The following is a 16778-nucleotide window of genomic DNA, read 5'->3' as shown; positions in this document are numbered from 1 at the left end:
GTGATGCAGATCTCAAAATTTGCCTTGTGAAAGCGGTAGCCGGGAACGCTGTTTTCATTGAATATAAAAGAACAACACAATAAAAACAGGCGGTAAGACAATGCAGGAGATTGATTTTTATCTGGTCGATGCGTTCAGCAATATCACGTTCGGCGGCAACCCGGCTGCCGTTTGTCCGCTCAAGGAATGGTTGCCCGATGAGACCTTGCTGAAGATGGCGCAGCAGCATAATCAGTCGGAAACGGCTTTTTTCGTCTGCACTAAAGGGGGCATTGAGCTACGCTGGTTTACCACGCTTACAGAGGTCAATCTCTGCGGCCACGCCACCCTTGCCGCTGCGTACGTTCTGTTTAATGAACTGGATTACCCCGACTCGCGGATCCACTTTGACACCGCCTCTGGCCGCTTGACGGTAACCCGGGAGGGGGAATGGATGACGCTGGACTTCCCGGCATGTCCAACCCATCAAGAGACACCTCCGCCGGAGATGCTCTCGGCGCTGGGTATCAGCCGCTACGTTGAAGCCCGTAAGGGGCGCGCCTGGCTGATCGTGCTGGAAAATCGCCAGCAGGTCGAGGCGCTTGCGCCACACTTTTCGGCGATGACGCCGGGCGAGCATAAGGTGAGCGTGACGGCGCGCGGCGAGGGGGAATACGATTTTGTCAGCCGCTTTTTCTCCCCCGGCGTTTCCGTTCCGGAAGACCCGGTCACCGGCTCCGCGCACACGATGCTGATCCCGTACTGGGGTGAACAGTTGGGGAAAACAGCCATGCTTGCCCGTCAGGTTTCCGCGCGCGGCGGCGACGTGCGCTGTGAGCTGAAAGGCTCGCGCGTGCTGATGAGCGGACAGGCTTCACTTTATCTGAAAGGCACAGTTTTTCTGCGCTAAATACCCATAACAAGAGAGGAAGAGACAATGCAGGAAATTGATTTTTATCTGGTGGATGCCTTCAGCGACAAAACCTTTGGCGGCAACGCGGCAGCGGTATGTCCTCTGGAAGAGTGGCTGCCGGACGAGACGCTGCTCAAAATGGCGCAGCAGCATAACCAGTCTGAAACCGCCTTTTTCGTGCGCACCGACGGCGGGTTTGAGCTGCGCTGGTTCACCACGCTGGATGAAATTAACCTCTGCGGCCATGCCACGCTTGCCGCATCGCACGTTATTTTCGAATACCTCGACTATCCGCATACTGAAATCACCTTCACCACCCGCTTCGTGGGCGAGCTGACGGTGAAACGCAGCGGCGACTGGCTGACGCTGAATTTCCCGGCGTGGTCAACGGAGGTTGTCGAGAACCCACCTGCGCTGCTGTTTAGCGCGCTGGGCATCACAGAGGCAAAAGAGGTGCGCGTCGGACGTGATTACCTGGTGGTGCTGGAGAGCCAGCAGCAGGTGGAAGCGTTAACGCCGGATATTGGGGCGCTGCTTCCGCTGGATAAAATGGTCTGCGTGACGGCGCCGGGAGAAGAATATGACTTCGTCAGCCGCTTCTTCTGCCCGGGCGAAGGGGTGCCGGAAGACCCGGTCACCGGATCTGCCCACAGCATGCTGATCCCTTACTGGAGCGAAAAGCTGGGCAAAACGTCGCTCAATGCCCGCCAGGTGTCACACCGTGGCGGAGATCTGCGCTGCGAGCTGAAGGGCGACCGCGTGCTGATCGGCGGTCAGGCCACCCTGTATCTGAAAGGGCGTGTCTTTTTGCGCTAACAGGGCGGAGCGATAAGTTAATACTATGAAGCACCCTGGCAGGCCTGCGCTATGTTGAAATTTAGCCTCATAAAAAAGCAAGGAGCCTGCCATGTATTCCATTACCTCTGAATCTGCACGTCACCCGGACATCCTCAGTCTGATCGCGGCGCTTGACCTCTATCAGAGCGAACTCTATCCCGCTGAAAGTAATCATCTGCTCGATCTGGCTTCGCTGCCGGAAGCTTCGCTGATCCTGATGATCATTCGCGACCAGCAGCTTCAGGCCGTTGGCTGTGGCGCTATTGTTCTCAACGGCGACGGAACGGGCGAGATGAAGCGGGTCTATATCGATCCGGCCCATCGCGGGCAGCATCTCGGCGAGACGCTGCTGGCCGCCCTGGAAGATGAGGCCCTGAGCCGTCATTGCCACACGGTACGGCTGGAGACCGGTATTAAACAGCGCGCCGCGGTGCGTCTTTATGAACAGTGCGGATACGATTTACGCCCGGCGTTTGCCCCGTACGTTGACGACCCGCTCAGCCTGTTTATGGAGAAGGCGCTGGTTGAAGACGTTCGTTTAGCAGCGCTATAAAGGCCTCCAGCTGGCGGGTCATCGCCCCGCGTCGCCACACCAGCCAGGTCGTGAGCCACCGCCAGTTTTGCGCCAGCGGCCAGGCTTCAATCTGATGATGCCCGGGCATACTCTCCAGCATTGAGCGCGGCATCAGCGCGATGCCTGCGCCCGCGATAACGCAGGCGAGCATGCCGTGATAGGACTCCATCTCATGAATGCGGCCGGGCGCGGCGCGGTCAGCATGAAACCAGCTCTCCAGGTGTCGACGGTACGAGCAGTTGGCGCGAAAAGCGTAAACGTCGCTGCCGCTAACCTGCGCGGCGCGTGCGACCTCCGCGTGCCCGGCAGGCGTGACCAGCATCATCTCCTCCCGATAAACCGGCATGCCTTCCAGCTCCGGGTGCGACAGCGGCCCGTCGACGAAGGCGGCGCTGAGGGTTCCCTCCAGTACGCCATCGATCATCGTCCCGGATGGCCCGGTAGAAAGGGCAAACTGGATGCGCGGATAGCGCTGGTTAAACTGCGCCAGCGTTTCAGGAATGCGCACCGCGGCGGTACTTTCCAGCGCGCCGAGGGCAAATAACCCCTGCGGCTCATCTCCCGCTACAACCATGCGCGCTTCATCCACCAGGGCGAGGATTTGCTTGCTGTAGCGCAGGAAGTTATGCCCGGCCGGGGATAAACGCAAACGCTGGTTCTCACGAATAAACAGCTCAACGCCAAGATCGGCTTCCAGCTGGCGAATGCGGGTGGTCAGGTTAGACGGCACGCGATGCACCTTCTGCGCCGCCTGGGTGATACTGCCCGTCAGTGCGACGGCGTTAAACATTTCAAGCTGGGTTAAATCCATAATGTTCTCGTTTCGTGAATAAGGTGGTTAGTATTATTCATTTTTAAGAAATAGCAGAGTGAGCCACAATTAATCAAACGAAACACGTGGAGAACAACATGACTTATTCATCTGCTACACATGCCTTCTCTGTCAACCCGGCCACGGGTGAAACCCTCTCAACCTGGCCTTGGGCAACGCCGGAACAGGTTGACCGCGCAATTTCTCAGTCCGACGCGGGCTATCGCCAGTGGCGTCGAGAAAGCGTTGCCCACCGGGCGCAAAAGCTGCGCGATCTCGGCGCAGCGTTGCGACACCGCGCGGAAGAGATGGCGCAGACGATCTCCCGTGAAATGGGCAAACCTATCCTGCAGGCGCGGGCGGAAGTGGCAAAATCCGCGGGTCTGTGCGACTGGTATGCCGAGCACGGCCCGGCGATGCTGCGTGCGGAGCCTACGCTGGTGGAAAACCAGAACGCGGTCATTGAATACCGTCCTCTGGGGCCGATTCTCGCGGTGATGCCGTGGAACTTCCCGCTCTGGCAGGTGCTGCGCGGCGCGGTGCCAATTCTGCTGGCCGGTAACAGCTATCTGCTCAAACACGCCCCCAACGTGCTCGGCTCTGCGGATCTTATCGCGCAGATCTTTGCGGATGCGGGTTTCCCTGAAGGCGTGTTCGGCTGGGTGAACGCCACCAATGACGGCGTCAGCCAGGCGATTAACGATCGTCGTATTGCGGCGGTGACCGTCACCGGCAGCGTGCGTGCCGGGGCAGCCATTGGTGCTCAGGCGGGGGCCGCGCTGAAAAAATGCGTGCTTGAGCTGGGTGGCTCAGACCCGTTCATCGTCCTCAACGATGCCGACCTGGATCTTGCCGTGAAGGCGGCGGTGGCGGGTCGCTATCAGAATACCGGGCAGGTGTGCGCGGCGGCCAAACGCTTTATTGTGGAAGAGGGTATTGCGAAGAACTTTACACAGCGCTTTGTCGATGCAGTTGCTGCGTTAAAGATGGGCGCGCCGGAAGAAGAAGAGAACTACCTGGGCCCGATGGCGCGGTTTGACCTGCGCGATGAACTGCATCAGCAGGTGCAGGCGACGCTTGCAGAAGGGGCAACGCTGCTGCTGGGCGGAGAGAAGATCGGCGGTGAGGGGAACTATTACGCGCCAACCGTGCTGGCGAACGTTACCCCGTCGATGACGGCGTTCCGCCAGGAGCTGTTTGGGCCGGTCGCGGCCATTACGGTCGCGAAAGACGCGGATCACGCCCTGACGCTTGCCAACGACAGCGACTTTGGCCTGTCTGCGACGGTCTTCACCGCTGACGCAGAGCTTGCGGATAAATTCTCGCGCGAGCTGGAGTGCGGCGGCGTGTTTATCAACGGCTATAGCGCCAGCGATGCGCGCGTGGCCTTCGGTGGCGTGAAGAAAAGCGGCTTTGGACGCGAGCTTTCCCACTTTGGGTTGCACGAGTTCTGTAACGCGCAGACGGTATGGAAGGATCGCGTGTAATCCTCGATTTCGGCCCTCATCGCGAGGGCCGTTGTCATTTATCTGCAATGGTTCTGTCATTTTCATTTCGTAGACTCCATCGCGTCTAACGCCTTGTAAATGAAGCTAATTATGAATCTAACGCAAATTTTTCGCCGTATTGCGCAGCGTCTCACTCCCCGTCACTTTGGCCTGTTGACAGGGATCTTTTGTATTATTGGCCTTTTCTCCGCGCTGCAGCTCTCCTCCTCATTCCTGCTTAACGCTTCCCTGAACGACGCCCAGCGCAACGAGCAGCAAAACCTTCTGGCATGGCAGCAGCAGAGCAAGCTGGATCAGGCCCGTGTTTCCCTGCTGGCGGCAAGCGACCTGCTTAACCGGTCCGGCGTCTGGTTTATGCAGGATAAAGAGACCGGATCCGACGGGAGCTGGCATAGCCTGATGGATGATGCGCAAAAGGCGCTGGAGATTTCTCAGCAGGCATGGAAGGCCTGGCTGGCGCTGAATCCGCCGAAAGACGACGCGCTGGTGAACAGCTATCAACTTTTCTACGGCGCGATCGAAGAGCAGGCTGAAGGTCTGGTCAAAACCAACACTATCGACGCTTTTTTTGCCGTACCTGCTCAGGCGTTTCAGTCTGATTTTAATGACAACTATGCGCGCTATCAGCAGGCAAGCGAGAAGCAGGCCATGCAGGGGCGCCAGAGCCTCATGGCGCAGCTATCCGGCCTGCAAACGTTGTTCCTGTTTGCGCCTGTGCTGTTGCTCGCCATCGCGGTTATCGTGTGGTTCGGCATGTCGAGATGGGTGATTACGCCGCTTCGTCGACTCATCGCGCATATCAACCGGCTGGCAGCAGGGGATCTCTCCGGCACGCCGCCCAACGTCATGCGCTTCAACCGGGAGATAGGGCAGCTCAGCGACAGTATTGCCACGATGCAGCACGGCCTGCAGCAGCTGGTGACGCAGGTCAGCCATGCCACCGCCACGATGGTGGAAAACATCGGCTCCCTCGCGGAGGGTAACCAGAAACTGTATCAGCAGTCAGCGCGTCAGGCGAAAGAGCTTGAGGATGTGACGGCGCATATCGCGGCGCTGGAAAGCCACGTTGAAGGCAATACCGGGTATGCCAGACTCGCCAGCTCGCGGGCCGATGAGGCGCGCCAGGCCGCCGTGGGTGGCGACCAGATGATGTTAACCGTAAACGCGTCCATGCAGGCGATCGTCGAGCGATCGTCAGAGATGCGCGGGATCGTGGCGATGATCGACAGCGTGGCGTTTCAGACCAACATCCTGGCGCTCAATGCCGCCATCGAAGCTGCCCATGCAGGAAACCAGGGGCGCGGGTTTGCCGTCGTCGCCCGGGAGGTCGGTCTTTTGGCCAGAAAGAGCAGCCACTCGACGCAGACCATACAGGAGCTGATCAACCGCTCGCTGCAGGGCATTGAAGACGGTTCCCGCGCCGTCACTCTGATGGAAGAGAATCTCCAGCAGGTCTCCGGGCTGGTGGGCAATCTAAGTAGTTTGCTTAATGAGATCTCCACCGCCACGCTCAGTCAGGGAGAGAGTATTCACCAGATGACGCGTCAGCTTCAGGCGCTGAATCAGGTCTCCCGTCAGACGGATTTGCTGGTCTCTGACGCCTCGGATGCCTCAGAGCGGCTGCAAAAGCAATCCGATCTTTTATTGCAGGCCGTTTCGCGTTTTCGTCTTAGCGCCTGACGTAATACATAAGCCTCTGTTATACTCGCAGCCCGTTTTAGCCTGAGGGCAAGGAGCAAAGTGTGGCTGCGGTCATCCATAATGAGATGTTGGACGAGATTCTGGCGCAGGTTCGTCCTTTAATTGGAAAGGGGAAGGTTGCCGACTATATTCCGGCCCTTGCCTCGGTAAGCGGGAATAAGCTGGGCATCGCTATCTGTACTATCGACGGACAGCGATTCCAGGCAGGCGATGCCACTGAACGTTTTTCCATTCAGTCCATTTCGAAAGTGCTGAGTCTGGTTGCAGCGATGCGCCAGTACGAAGAAGAAGAGATTTGGCAGCGCGTGGGTAAAGATCCTTCCGGCCAGCCTTTTAACTCGCTGCTTCAGCTCGAAATTGAACAGGGGAAACCGCGAAACCCCTTCATCAATGCCGGGGCGCTGGTGGTCTGCGATATGCTGCAAAGCCGCCTCAGCGCTCCGCGCCAGCGAATGCTTGAGATTGTTCGTCAGCTCTCGGGCGTTGACGATATTGCCTATGATGCGCTGGTAGCGCGCTCGGAGTTTGAACACTCCGCCCGTAACGCGGCTATCGCGTGGCTGATGAAATCCTTCGGTAATTTCCACAACGACGTGGCGACCGTCCTGCAAAACTACTTCCATTACTGCGCCCTGAAAATGAGCTGCGTTGAGCTGGCTCAGACGTTCCTGTTCCTTGCGCATCAGGGTCATGCGCCGCATCTCGATCAGGAAGTGGTTTCACCTCTGCAGGCTCGTCAGGTTAACGCGCTGATGGCCACCAGCGGGATGTATCAAAACGCCGGTGAGTTTGCCTGGCGCGTTGGATTGCCAGCTAAATCGGGCGTTGGCGGCGGAGTCGTGGCGATTGTGCCGCACGAAATGGCGATTGCAGTCTGGAGCCCGGAACTGGATGAAACGGGAAATTCGCTTGCCGGTGTCGCGGTTCTGGAAAAACTGACCCAGCGTCTGGGACGTTCCGTATACTGATGTCCGATCTTGATCCTCTTTTTTCCCGCCTGGCGCGATCGACATTTCGCTCGCGCTTTCGCTTAGGCGTTAAGGAACGACAGTACTGCTGGGACAAAGGCCCCGAAACCATTGACCAGCATGCCGCGGATTTTGTCGAAAAGCGCCTTGCGCCTGCATACCCTGCAAACGACGGCAAGCAGACGCCCATGCGCGGACACCCGGTGTTTATCGCCCAGCATGCCACGGCCACCTGTTGTCGGGGCTGTCTGGCAAAATGGCATAACATTCCACAGGGTGTGACGCTCACTGCGCAGCAGCAAAATTATATTGTCGGCGTCATTCACCACTGGCTGGTGTTGCAAATGAACGCCTAAATTTGACGAGTTATGCTCCTGTGTTATTTGTGTTATAGATGCATCCTATGTTAGTCCCAATCGTGCTGACGACCGCAATAATTGCCGTAAGCTTTCATATGGAATGATATTTAATGCGTTCTGCTCTTACTGCCTTCAGGCCGTTCCAGGTTGACACGCCGCTGCGAAATGCATCGACGATCTTTATCCTCACCACCTTATTCTATTTTGTGGGCGCGGAGTTACGGCTCGTTGAGGCACTCTCTCTGTTCTGGCCGCTGAATGGCGTCATGGCAGGGATCTTCGCCCGCTATGTTTACCTGAATCGCGTGCACTACTATGCGGTATGTTATGTCGCGATGCTGTTGTACGACGCGGTGACGACCAACTGGGGTATCGCTTCAGCGGTGATCAACCTGTCTAACATGATCTTTATCGTTGCCGTCGCCGTGCTGATTCAGCGCGACAAGCGGCTAATGAAGAAAACCCCGGATCCGCTTAACGCATTACGCCTGTTTAACTACTGCCTGATTGCCGCGCTGCTTTGTGCCTTGCTCGGCGCGGTGGGGTCGGTTGGGATTGACAGTCACACCTTCTGGCCGCTGTTTGCCGACTGGTTTAGCGAGCAGTTCTCAACCGGCGTGCTTGTTGTGCCTTGTATGCTCACGTTACGCATGCCCGGGCGTGAGCTCAGGTTACGTCTGGAGCAGTTGCTGCCTGTGATTGCGCTGATCGTCTCGGTGGTCGCTTCGGTGGTGATTGGCGGAGCGGGGAGCCTCTCGTTTCCTCTGCCTGCACTTATCTGGTGTGCGGTTCGCTACTCGCTGCCTGCGACCTGCCTGCTGACGTTTATCACGGGCGCCACTGAAATCATTTTGGTCGCCAATTCGATTATTAATATTGCCGTGGCGACGCCGTTTACGACGCCAATGATGTTTTCAGCCCGGCTGGGGATCGCCACGATGGCGATCTGTCCGGTGATGGTCTCCGTCAGCATGGCGGCGATTAACTCCCTGATCCGTCAGGTTTCGCTCAGGGCGGATTATGACTTCTTAACGCACGTCTATTCGCGTTCCGGGCTTTATGAGGCGTTAAAGCAGGAAGAAACCTACCGGCATACACGTTTTCTGACCGTCATGCTGTTGGATATTGATTATTTCAAAAGCATTAATGATAACTACGGCCACGAGTGCGGAGACCGCGTGCTGGCGTCGTTTGCCCGACAGGTTCAGCAGGTTGTCGGTGAAGACGGCATGGTGGCGCGCATGGGCGGGGAAGAGTTCGCGGTGGTAGTTAATTCAGGCGACGCGCAGCACGGTTTTGAACTGGCTGAACGTATCCGGTCCACCGTGGCCAGCCATCCTTTTACATGGCGCAACCAGACCCTCTATCTGACGGTCAGTATTGGCCTCGGAAGTGGAAAGGCAGAGTCATGGCAGTTGACCGAGGTCTTCAACAAGCTCATGGCCGAGGCGGACGATCATCTCTATCGTTCAAAAAAAGCGGGTCGAAACCGTACCAGCGCCCGGGTGGCGGACGAGCAAATTGCTACGCCTTCCGGGAGTGAAACATAGCTGCGTTAATCGTCATAAGGCATTGACGTGAATAGTAAGCGGCTTAACAGGACGTCAGAACACTGACAATGTCTCTGTTTAAGCTACGCTTTTAGTAACGCTTTACGTCAGGAGACATTATGAAAGCACCTGCAACCCCTGAAAATGAAACGGAACGTCTCAACTCGCTGCGCGAGTCTGGTTTGCTTGAGATTGACAGTTCCCCGGCGTTTGACCGCTTAACGCGTCTGGCAAAACGCTTTTTCCAGGTGCCGCTGGCGATGGTCAATCTTATCGATGAGCATTCGCTGATCGTCAAGTCGGCTGATGGTCAGGCACCGAGCGCCGTTCCGCGTAACATCTCATTCTGTGGACATACGATCCTCACCGAAGCGCCGCTGGTGGTGGGGGACATGCTTCAGGACGATCGCTTTGCGGATAATCCGCTGGTGGCCGGTGAGCCGCGCGTGCGGTTTTACGCGGGCTTCCCGCTGCGCCTGCGTGACGGCGCGAGCGTGGGCTCGCTGTGCCTGATTGATTACGCTCCCCGTGAGTTTTCAGCGTCCGACCTCGCCGTGCTGGGGGACCTGGGCGCGCTGGCGGAAGATGAATTTGCTGCCATCAGTGCGGCGACCACGGATGAATTAACCGGGTTATTCAACCGTCGGGGCTTTAATCAGCTTGTACGTTTCACGCTTTCCGTTGCCCGGCGCCGGGCTGAGCCGCTGACGCTTGGCTGGTTGGATTTGGATCGTTTTAAGGAGATTAACGATCGCTACGGCCATGAAGAGGGAGATAAGGCGCTGAAAGCCATGGCGCAACTGATGCGCAGCTCTTTCCGTGAAGCAGATCTACTGGTGCGTTTTGGCGGGGACGAGTTCGCCGTGCTGTTTGCGGATACGGATGAGCAGGGGGCCTGGATTGCCATGCAGTATCTCGCTGAGCAGGTGGAACACTATAACGCCCGCAAGCTGCATCCCTGGTCGCTTCATTTCTCATGGGGGCTTAGCGAATTCGATCATAACGGCAACGATCTGCAGCAGTGGTTAAAAGATGCCGATGAAAAGATGTATGCCATGAAACAGCAGCGCCAGCGCGCCCGGTGACATAACAAAAGCCTATGTTCGATCCGTTTGCGTTAAGAAGATGTTAAATGCACAGTGATGGTATTCAACGTAAGGAAAAACAATGAATACCTCACTGCAAATCAAAAACCTCACCCGAGACGAAATTCTTACCCATATTGATGTGCTGGCCGGGATCCTCGAAAACTGTGTGAACGGCGGGGCATCCGTCAGCTTTATGCTCCCTTATAGCCTGGATAAGGCCCGTATTTTCTGGCGCGGTATTGCCGAAAGCGTAGCGCGAGGCGAGCGGCTGGTGCTTGTCTGCGTCGATGCGCAGGACGGCATCATCGGAACGGTGCAGCTGATCACAGACCAGCCGGAAAACCAGCCGCATCGGGCCGATGTGGCAAAGCTGCTGGTTCATGAGAAAGCGCGCCGGAAAGGGGCCGCGATGGCATTGATGGAAGCGCTGGAAGCTGAGGCCCGGGCCAAAGATATTTCGGTTCTGGTGCTTGATACCTCCACCGGCAGCGGGGCCGAAACCTTCTACCAGCGTGCCGGCTGGCAAAAGGTTGGTGAGATCCCGCGCTACGCGCTGATGCCGGACGGTGCCATGACGGCCACGTCCGTGTTTTATAAGTTCCTGTAAATATTCTGCACAACTACGCGACGTATTGATCAAAACAGGGTTTCTGGTCGTTAAGTTTTGATAAGTTATCGTACCAATCCTATCAGGCTGTATGACTAATCATAAAAGGAACCCCTTGTGAACACGCTCAACCGTCGTGATTTTCCCGGTGCTCAATACCCAGAACGCATCATTCAGTTTGGTGAAGGCAACTTCCTGCGTGCGTTTGTCGACTGGCAAATTGACCTGCTAAATGAACATACCGATCTTAATGCCGGCGTGGTTATCGTCCGTCCTATTCAGAGCGATTTTCCACCGTCGCTGAGCACTCAGGATGGTCTCTATACCACTATCGTTCGTGGCCTGAACGGGCAGGGGGAAGCGGTGAGCGAGAGCCGTCTTATCCGCTCCGTTAACCGTGAAATCAGCGTCTACGAAGACTATGACGCGTTTCTGAAACTGGCTCGCAATCCGGATATGCGGTTTGTTTTCTCGAATACCACCGAAGCGGGTATTAGCTACCACGCAGGTGACAAATTCGACGATGCCCCTGCAGTGAGCTATCCGGCGAAGCTGACGCGACTACTGTTTGAGCGCTTCAGCCACTTTAACGGCGCGCCGGATAAAGGCTGGATCATCATCCCGTGCGAACTGATTGACTACAACGGAGATGCCTTACGTGAACTCGTTCTGCGCTATGCGCAGGAATGGGCGCTGCCTGCGGCCTTTATCCGGTGGCTAAACGATGCCAACTGCTTCTGCTCGACGCTGGTAGACCGTATCGTGACCGGTTACCCGCGCGATGAAGCGGCTGCGCTTGAAGCTGAGCTGGGTTATCACGATCGGTTCCTGGACACGGCTGAACATTTCTATCTGTTCGTTATCCAGGGGCCAGCATCCCTTGCGCACGAGCTTCGTCTGGATAAGTACCCGTTAAACGTGCTGATTGTCGATGACATCAGGCCTTACAAAGAGCGCAAAGTCGCCATCCTGAACGGCGCGCACACGGCGCTGGTACCGGTCGCGTTCCTGGCCGGGCTGGATACGGTAGGCGAGGCGATGAATGATGCCGAGGTCTGCGCGTTCGTCGAAAAAGCGATTTATCAGGAGATTATTCCGGTCCTCGATCTGCCGCGTGACGAGCTGGAAACTTTCGCCAGTGCGGTAACTGGGCGTTTTCGCAACCCCTACATCCGACACCAGCTGCTCTCCATCGCGCTTAACGGCATGACCAAATACCGCACCCGCATCCTGCCGCAGCTGCTGGCAGGGCAGAAGGCTACGGGGCAATTACCAGCACGCCTGACGTATGCTCTGGCCGCACTGATCGCTTTTTATCGCGCGGAGCGTAACGGGGAGAACTATCCGGTGCAGGATGATGCATGCTGGCTGGAACGTTATCAGCAGCTGTGGGCGCAGCACCGCGATCGGCAGCTGAGCACCCGTGAACTGGTGCAGTCGGTGCTCAGCGTGAGTGAGCACTGGGAACAGGATCTGACGCAGGTGAACGGTCTTGTCGACCAGGTGACGCTGGATCTGGATGCCATTCTGCTTAAGGGCATGCGCGCCGCGGCTAAACCGCTTTGTTAATAGATTCACCCGGCTTCGGCCGGGTTTGAATACGACATTATATAGTTACAACATACTATTGTCTTTGTTTTTAAAAAAACACATGCACCACCGTGCGGTTTTCGTTACTCAGGGGAGAAAATGCAATGTTCCGTTAACATGCTTGCAACGGTGACGGGGATCACGTTTAATAGCCTCGCTCTTTTCTTTCCTGAAACTCACTATGATCGTTCGTCCTAAACAGCACTGGCTACAACTGATTTTTGTCTGGCACGGTTCGGTACTTCCCAAGATCTATACCCGATTGCTGCTCAACTTCCTGCTTTCTATCGCCGTTATCCTTATGCTGCCGTGGTATACCTCGCTGGGGATCAAATTTACCGTGGCGCCATTCAGCATTCTCGGCGTGGCGATCGCTATCTTTCTGGGTTTCAGAAACAACGCCTGTTATTCACGCTACGTCGAGGCGAGGCTGCTCTGGGGGCAGCTGATGATAGCGGCACGCTCGCTGTTTCGCGAGGTAAAAAACACCTTGCCTGACGATAAGCACCTGGGCGAATTTGTCCGCCTGCAGATTGCTTTTGCCAACTGCCTGCGCATGACCCTGCGCCGGGAGCTGAACGCCGAGCAACTCTCTCGCTATCTTGCTGCGGATAATTTACGTCACGTGATGAGCGCCAACTCACCGGCGAACCGTATTTTACTGATCATGGGGGAGTGGCTGGCCGTGCGGCGGCGAAACGGGCAACTCTCAGACATTCTGTTCCATAGCCTGAACAATCGTCTGAACGACATGTCTATCGTTCTTTCCGGCTGCGAGCGCATTGCAACCACGCCGGTACCGTTTGCCTATACGCTGATTTTGCACCGCACGGTATATCTGTTCTGCATCATGCTGCCGTTCGCGCTGGTTGTGGACCTGCACTACATGACGCCCTTCGTTTCGGCGCTGATCTCCTACACCTTTATCTCGCTGGACACCCTTGCGGAAGAACTGGAAGATCCGTTTGGCACCGAAGATAACGACCTGCCGCTGGACGCCATCTGCAATATGATGGAACGCGATCTGCTGCAGATGAACGATGAAGAGAACATCCCGGAAAGGCTGATGCCGGATAAACATTATCAGCTGACCTGACGGGCGTTCCACTCTTCGCGGGTGATTTCCCACAGCTCGGAGTCCAGCATCCCGCTGACGTAGGCTTTCTTTTCCGTCCTGATAAGCCGCATGCCGCTACTGTCTGAAATACGCCGGGAGCGGCTGTTGGCGGCGGCTTTCGGTGCGCGCAATACGGGTTTGTTTAGCGTATTGAACCAGTAATCCGTCGCGGCAATACTGGCTTCGCGCATATATCCGTGCCCCTGAAATTCCGGCGCGAGCCAGAACCCGCGGTTGTTGTCCTCGACGTCGTACAGGCAAATAATGCCCATCAATTCATCCGGCATATCGCGTCGCCGGATGCTCCAGAACCAGGCAATCCCTTTTGCCATATCCGGCAGCGCCACGTTGTTGACATAGTTTTCCGCGCCGTTATCCGGGTAGGGCCAGGGCACGGAGGAGACCATATAACGGACAATCTCCCAGCGCGGATATAGCTTTTGTATCTGGACGGCATCTTCCGCTACCAGCGGTTTCAGCAGTAAGCGTTCTGTCGTGAGCGTCGGTATCGTCATGCGCTGATCTCCCTTTTTAGGCGTTATGCTTTTGTTTGCGTTCTGGTATTTTCATCTATATGACGTTCTGTTTAGTTGCGTTGTAACGTATTTACTACCAAAATTTTGCTCTGCTGAGCGTTCGACTACCATCAGATTAGTTGGGCTAACTTACCTACCCACATAAGGAATAATGTATGGTTTTGCCTGGAATGAATCCTGAGACCAATCTCCCCGGTTATGATTATGCGCGAATGGCAGGTTTAGGGGCTGCAGATTTCGATTTCAAAGCACTGGGTTCCGCCATGGACTGTAATCGCGAATTTGCTCAGGCCGGTATCATTTATTCTGATGGTACTCAACGCTACCTGGTTCGCTCTGGTCAGCGTCATCCTAATGGCCAAAGTGGTATTGTAACCCACGTAATTGTAACGAAAGCGAACTCGCAGCCATCCACCTCCAGCGTAGGTAAATCATTGACTGACGCTGTGACATCGACATCCATGGGTACTGAGCTTGCGTCGACTGTACTATCCTGTGGCGCGATGATCATTACTGGAGGTGTAATGCTTGCAGGCACGGCAGCAACACCTCTTACCGCAGGAGGCAGTGGTGTTTTAGTGGCTATCGGCTACGCTGGTACTCTCGCTACCGGATTACAATGTGTTAACGGTCTTTATCGAATTTATGATCTGGTTGAAAACGGTGGCGGAAATGTTGCATGGCTCGATACGCAAGAATGGTACGTCGCCACCTCCACATCACTGGATGTAATTTCGTTAGCAAGTGCAGGTGGGGCATTAAAAGAAGCCGTTACCACCTGGCGTGCAATGAAATCCATATCTTCCTTGAAAGCCACTGAATGGTTAAAAAGCTATCCTCGTCAGGATCGTGCTCGTTTGACCGAATTGATAATTCGCGCGCAAAACCCCGGTATAAGCAACAAAGAAATCAAGGCTCTTATCCGCGCGGGTCTTTATCCGAAACGCTTTCCAACCGGGCCGGTTCAGGTAGAACTCACTCGACAACTTGGGCAAGTGGTAACAAGTGCCGCAGCATTGGCAGGAAGTGCGGTGAGCGGCGTTATTGCAGCGCCCAGTAACTTACCACGGACCGGTAAATACATTATCGGTACCATTCAGTCACTGGCGGTATTCTGATGAAGTTTTTGAGTTTGTTAACCGGACGGGTTTTCCAGGATCTCCTGCAACATGGTAAAGATATAGAGGAGGCTATTGCTCATCGTGATGCCCGCCTTCTGGATAATTCCACTCCCGAGCTGGAACGGTATTTTTCGCGACCCCTCAGCGAGCTTCCGCGTCAAAATCCTTACCCGGTAGCTATGCTGTTACCTCTGTTTTTAGTGGCGTTTGCGCTAAACCTTTTGCCTTTTCTCAGCACGTTGCAGGGTTTGTCACCTTTACATCATGCATTGAGCTTTTTCTTACCATCATTGACGATGACAGGCGCGCTCATTGTGACAAGCGTACTACTGGCTCGTGGAAAGACGTCGGGATTGTCGGGCTTTATGGCGTTGTTCATCATCCTGCTGATAACGACCCTCGTTCAGGTTCTACATGTCATGCTTTCTCATGATGGAAGCCTCTGGCCACACGTCATTGCATCTTTCGCGCTGTTACTTTGTCGGGTGGTGATGAACGGCAGCGGCTTTGTTCTATTTACGCTCTATTGTCGTACTCAGCGTCTTGCCAGATTGGCACGGGAAATGCGGCTAAAAAGCCGTTAAAGGGGGAGGTTATGACATTACGAAAAGCCACGCCGCAGGAAGCCGAAACACTCTGGAACATTCGCAACCAGGCGATTCGTCACGGCTGTAAAACCAGTTACGATGCCGACGTCATTGCGCGCTGGACGCCGGATCTCATGCCCGAACGCTATCGGCAGATGGTCATTGAATACCCTTTTTACGTGGTGGAAGATGAAAAGGGCGACGTTGCGGCGACCGGCTATCTGGATCTGGATACCCACTGTCTGGAGGCGATATTCACCTTGCCCGCGGCATTCGGTAAAGGCATGGCGACCCGGATTATCGAGGCGCTCAAAAATGAAGCCCGTAGCCGGGGGATAACCCGTCTGAGGCTGGATGCAACGCCTAATGCCCAGTCGTTTTATCAGAAGCTGGGGTTTGTCACGCTGCGCGAAAACTATCATCATTCGCGTATGGCGGGGGCTGATTTACGCTGTTTTGAAATGGCGATCGACTTGTAATGTGAGGAACACATGGCCGTCACGGTAAGACCTCTATGCGAAAACGATTATTCCCAATGGCGACCGCTGTGGGATGGCTATACCCATTTTTATGATTGCTACCTCGAGGAATCCGTCACCGCAGCGACGTGGGAAAGGGCGCTCTCAGCGCATTCACCGATGTTCTGCCGGGTGGTAGAGAAGGACCAAAAGGTCATCGGTTTCGCGATGTGTATTCTGCATGAAGGAACCTGGTCTACCGCGCCCATCTGCTACCTGGAAGATCTGTTTGTTGATGCCGATGAACGCGGGGCGGGAGCAGGTAAAGCGCTCATTGACGCCCTGATTGAGGAAGGCAAGCGCGAAGGGTGGTCAAAACTGTACTGGGTCACCCGGGAGAACAACCCGGCGCGTAAACTCTATGACAAATACGGTGAGGCTGACGATTACGTCCGCTATCGTCTCTCCCTCTAA

At 55.6% G+C, this 16778-nt stretch carries 18 protein-coding genes; 16 read left to right on the top strand and 2 right to left on the bottom strand.

What is annotated here, in order from left to right:
• The first annotated feature begins 100 nt into the window (after nucleotides 1–100).
• The 3 genes from AC4IBF_RS10785 to AC4IBF_RS10775 all read left to right on the top strand — a co-directional run bounded on the left by AC4IBF_RS10785 (nucleotide 101) and on the right by AC4IBF_RS10775 (nucleotide 2282).
• Complete coding sequence (locus AC4IBF_RS10785; protein ID WP_133294409.1) at nucleotides 101–889, top strand: PhzF family phenazine biosynthesis protein; 789 nt, start codon at nucleotides 101–103, stop codon at nucleotides 887–889.
• A gap of 27 nt (nucleotides 890–916) precedes the next feature.
• Complete coding sequence (locus AC4IBF_RS10780; RefSeq protein WP_111964605.1) at nucleotides 917–1708, top strand: PhzF family phenazine biosynthesis protein; 792 nt, start codon at nucleotides 917–919, stop codon at nucleotides 1706–1708.
• 91 nt (nucleotides 1709–1799) lie between these two features.
• The gene (locus AC4IBF_RS10775; protein ID WP_491463310.1) at nucleotides 1800–2282 is read left to right on the top strand and encodes a GNAT family N-acetyltransferase; all 483 of its coding nucleotides are present in this window, start codon (nucleotides 1800–1802) and stop codon (nucleotides 2280–2282) included.
• Here AC4IBF_RS10775 and ptrR read toward each other — a convergent pair.
• On the bottom strand, nucleotides 2236–3114 hold the full coding sequence (ptrR, locus tag AC4IBF_RS10770) for a putrescine utilization regulator PtrR (protein ID WP_143345111.1): 879 nt from the start codon (nucleotides 3112–3114) through the stop codon (nucleotides 2236–2238). The two genes, AC4IBF_RS10775 and ptrR, sit on opposite strands and share 47 nt — an antisense overlap.
• Before the next feature lie 98 nt (nucleotides 3115–3212).
• Between ptrR and sad the strand changes: the two genes are divergently transcribed.
• The 9 genes from sad (at nucleotide 3213) to AC4IBF_RS10725 (ending at nucleotide 13581) form a co-directional block, all read left to right on the top strand.
• Complete coding sequence (sad, locus tag AC4IBF_RS10765) at nucleotides 3213–4601, top strand: succinate-semialdehyde dehydrogenase (RefSeq protein WP_491463309.1); 1389 nt, start codon at nucleotides 3213–3215, stop codon at nucleotides 4599–4601.
• A 111-nt stretch (nucleotides 4602–4712) separates the two neighbouring features.
• On the top strand, nucleotides 4713–6302 hold the full coding sequence (locus AC4IBF_RS10760) for a methyl-accepting chemotaxis protein (protein WP_491463308.1): 1590 nt from the start codon (nucleotides 4713–4715) through the stop codon (nucleotides 6300–6302).
• A gap of 86 nt (nucleotides 6303–6388) precedes the next feature.
• A complete protein-coding gene (gene glsB, locus AC4IBF_RS10755; RefSeq protein WP_461842312.1) occupies nucleotides 6389–7291 on the top strand; it encodes a glutaminase B in 903 nt (300 codons plus the stop codon).
• Nucleotides 7291–7647, top strand: a complete 357-nt coding sequence (locus AC4IBF_RS10750) for a DUF4186 domain-containing protein (protein ID WP_133294412.1) — start codon at nucleotides 7291–7293, stop codon at nucleotides 7645–7647. The genes glsB and AC4IBF_RS10750 overlap by 1 nt, the downstream gene beginning before the upstream one ends.
• A gap of 113 nt (nucleotides 7648–7760) precedes the next feature.
• Nucleotides 7761–9200, top strand: coding sequence for a sensor domain-containing diguanylate cyclase (locus AC4IBF_RS10745; protein ID WP_367897297.1), 1440 nt, complete (start codon nucleotides 7761–7763; stop codon nucleotides 9198–9200).
• Nucleotides 9201–9319: 119 nt separating this feature from the next.
• A complete protein-coding gene (locus AC4IBF_RS10740; protein WP_115875055.1) occupies nucleotides 9320–10285 on the top strand; it encodes a sensor domain-containing diguanylate cyclase in 966 nt (321 codons plus the stop codon).
• A gap of 82 nt (nucleotides 10286–10367) precedes the next feature.
• Complete coding sequence (locus AC4IBF_RS10735; RefSeq protein ID WP_136194863.1) at nucleotides 10368–10895, top strand: GNAT family N-acetyltransferase; 528 nt, start codon at nucleotides 10368–10370, stop codon at nucleotides 10893–10895.
• A 117-nt stretch (nucleotides 10896–11012) separates the two neighbouring features.
• On the top strand, nucleotides 11013–12464 hold the full coding sequence (locus tag AC4IBF_RS10730; RefSeq protein ID WP_133294415.1) for a tagaturonate reductase: 1452 nt from the start codon (nucleotides 11013–11015) through the stop codon (nucleotides 12462–12464).
• A 202-nt stretch (nucleotides 12465–12666) separates the two neighbouring features.
• The gene (locus AC4IBF_RS10725) at nucleotides 12667–13581 is read left to right on the top strand and encodes a bestrophin family protein (protein ID WP_133294416.1); all 915 of its coding nucleotides are present in this window, start codon (nucleotides 12667–12669) and stop codon (nucleotides 13579–13581) included.
• Here AC4IBF_RS10725 and AC4IBF_RS10720 read toward each other — a convergent pair.
• Entirely contained in the window at nucleotides 13569–14117 is a 549-nt protein-coding gene (locus AC4IBF_RS10720; protein WP_111964593.1) for a GNAT family N-acetyltransferase, read from the bottom strand. The two genes, AC4IBF_RS10725 and AC4IBF_RS10720, sit on opposite strands and share 13 nt — an antisense overlap.
• 176 nt (nucleotides 14118–14293) lie before the next feature.
• On the opposite strand from AC4IBF_RS10720, the gene ssp4 reads away from it, so the two are divergent.
• The 4 genes from ssp4 to AC4IBF_RS10700 are packed head-to-tail and all read left to right on the top strand — an operon-like array spanning nucleotide 14294 to nucleotide 16778.
• Nucleotides 14294–15256, top strand: a complete 963-nt coding sequence (gene ssp4, locus AC4IBF_RS10715) for an Ssp4 family T6SS effector (protein ID WP_032674783.1) — start codon at nucleotides 14294–14296, stop codon at nucleotides 15254–15256.
• Nucleotides 15256–15843, top strand: a complete 588-nt coding sequence (locus tag AC4IBF_RS10710) for a hypothetical protein (RefSeq protein WP_143345115.1) — start codon at nucleotides 15256–15258, stop codon at nucleotides 15841–15843. The genes ssp4 and AC4IBF_RS10710 overlap by 1 nt, the downstream gene beginning before the upstream one ends.
• Nucleotides 15844–15854: 11 nt before the next feature.
• Nucleotides 15855–16325 carry a GNAT family N-acetyltransferase gene (locus AC4IBF_RS10705; RefSeq protein ID WP_126303312.1) on the top strand — a complete coding sequence of 157 codons (471 nt, stop codon included), beginning with the start codon at nucleotides 15855–15857 and terminating at the stop codon, nucleotides 16323–16325.
• Nucleotides 16326–16337: 12 nt separating this feature from the next.
• Nucleotides 16338–16778 carry a GNAT family N-acetyltransferase gene (locus tag AC4IBF_RS10700; RefSeq protein WP_115875061.1) on the top strand — a complete coding sequence of 147 codons (441 nt, stop codon included), beginning with the start codon at nucleotides 16338–16340 and terminating at the stop codon, nucleotides 16776–16778.

The sequence above is a fragment of the Enterobacter sp. Taxon_8 genome (assembly GCF_058354585.1).
This window is presented reverse-complemented; position numbering and strand designations above follow the sequence as displayed.

Excerpts from the sequence above, each read along its gene's own strand:
- AC4IBF_RS10750 (WP_133294412.1), top strand. The coding sequence starts at position 7,291 with ATGTCCGATCTTGATCCTCTTTTTTCCCGCCTGGCGCGATCGACATTT.
- ptrR (WP_143345111.1), bottom strand. The coding sequence starts at position 3,114 with ATGGATTTAACCCAGCTTGAAATGTTTAACGCCGTCGCACTGACGGGC.
- AC4IBF_RS10785 (WP_133294409.1), top strand. The coding sequence starts at position 101 with ATGCAGGAGATTGATTTTTATCTGGTCGATGCGTTCAGCAATATCACG.
- AC4IBF_RS10745 (WP_367897297.1), top strand. The coding sequence starts at position 7,761 with ATGCGTTCTGCTCTTACTGCCTTCAGGCCGTTCCAGGTTGACACGCCG.
- glsB (WP_461842312.1), top strand. The coding sequence starts at position 6,389 with ATGTTGGACGAGATTCTGGCGCAGGTTCGTCCTTTAATTGGAAAGGGG.
- AC4IBF_RS10710 (WP_143345115.1), top strand. The coding sequence starts at position 15,256 with ATGAAGTTTTTGAGTTTGTTAACCGGACGGGTTTTCCAGGATCTCCTG.
- AC4IBF_RS10775 (WP_491463310.1), top strand. The coding sequence starts at position 1,800 with ATGTATTCCATTACCTCTGAATCTGCACGTCACCCGGACATCCTCAGT.
- sad (WP_491463309.1), top strand. The coding sequence starts at position 3,213 with ATGACTTATTCATCTGCTACACATGCCTTCTCTGTCAACCCGGCCACG.
- AC4IBF_RS10740 (WP_115875055.1), top strand. The coding sequence starts at position 9,320 with ATGAAAGCACCTGCAACCCCTGAAAATGAAACGGAACGTCTCAACTCG.
- AC4IBF_RS10705 (WP_126303312.1), top strand. The coding sequence starts at position 15,855 with ATGACATTACGAAAAGCCACGCCGCAGGAAGCCGAAACACTCTGGAAC.
- ssp4 (WP_032674783.1), top strand. The coding sequence starts at position 14,294 with ATGGTTTTGCCTGGAATGAATCCTGAGACCAATCTCCCCGGTTATGAT.
- AC4IBF_RS10725 (WP_133294416.1), top strand. The coding sequence starts at position 12,667 with ATGATCGTTCGTCCTAAACAGCACTGGCTACAACTGATTTTTGTCTGG.
- AC4IBF_RS10720 (WP_111964593.1), bottom strand. The coding sequence starts at position 14,117 with ATGACGATACCGACGCTCACGACAGAACGCTTACTGCTGAAACCGCTG.
- AC4IBF_RS10780 (WP_111964605.1), top strand. The coding sequence starts at position 917 with ATGCAGGAAATTGATTTTTATCTGGTGGATGCCTTCAGCGACAAAACC.
- AC4IBF_RS10760 (WP_491463308.1), top strand. The coding sequence starts at position 4,713 with ATGAATCTAACGCAAATTTTTCGCCGTATTGCGCAGCGTCTCACTCCC.
- AC4IBF_RS10735 (WP_136194863.1), top strand. The coding sequence starts at position 10,368 with ATGAATACCTCACTGCAAATCAAAAACCTCACCCGAGACGAAATTCTT.
- AC4IBF_RS10700 (WP_115875061.1), top strand. The coding sequence starts at position 16,338 with ATGGCCGTCACGGTAAGACCTCTATGCGAAAACGATTATTCCCAATGG.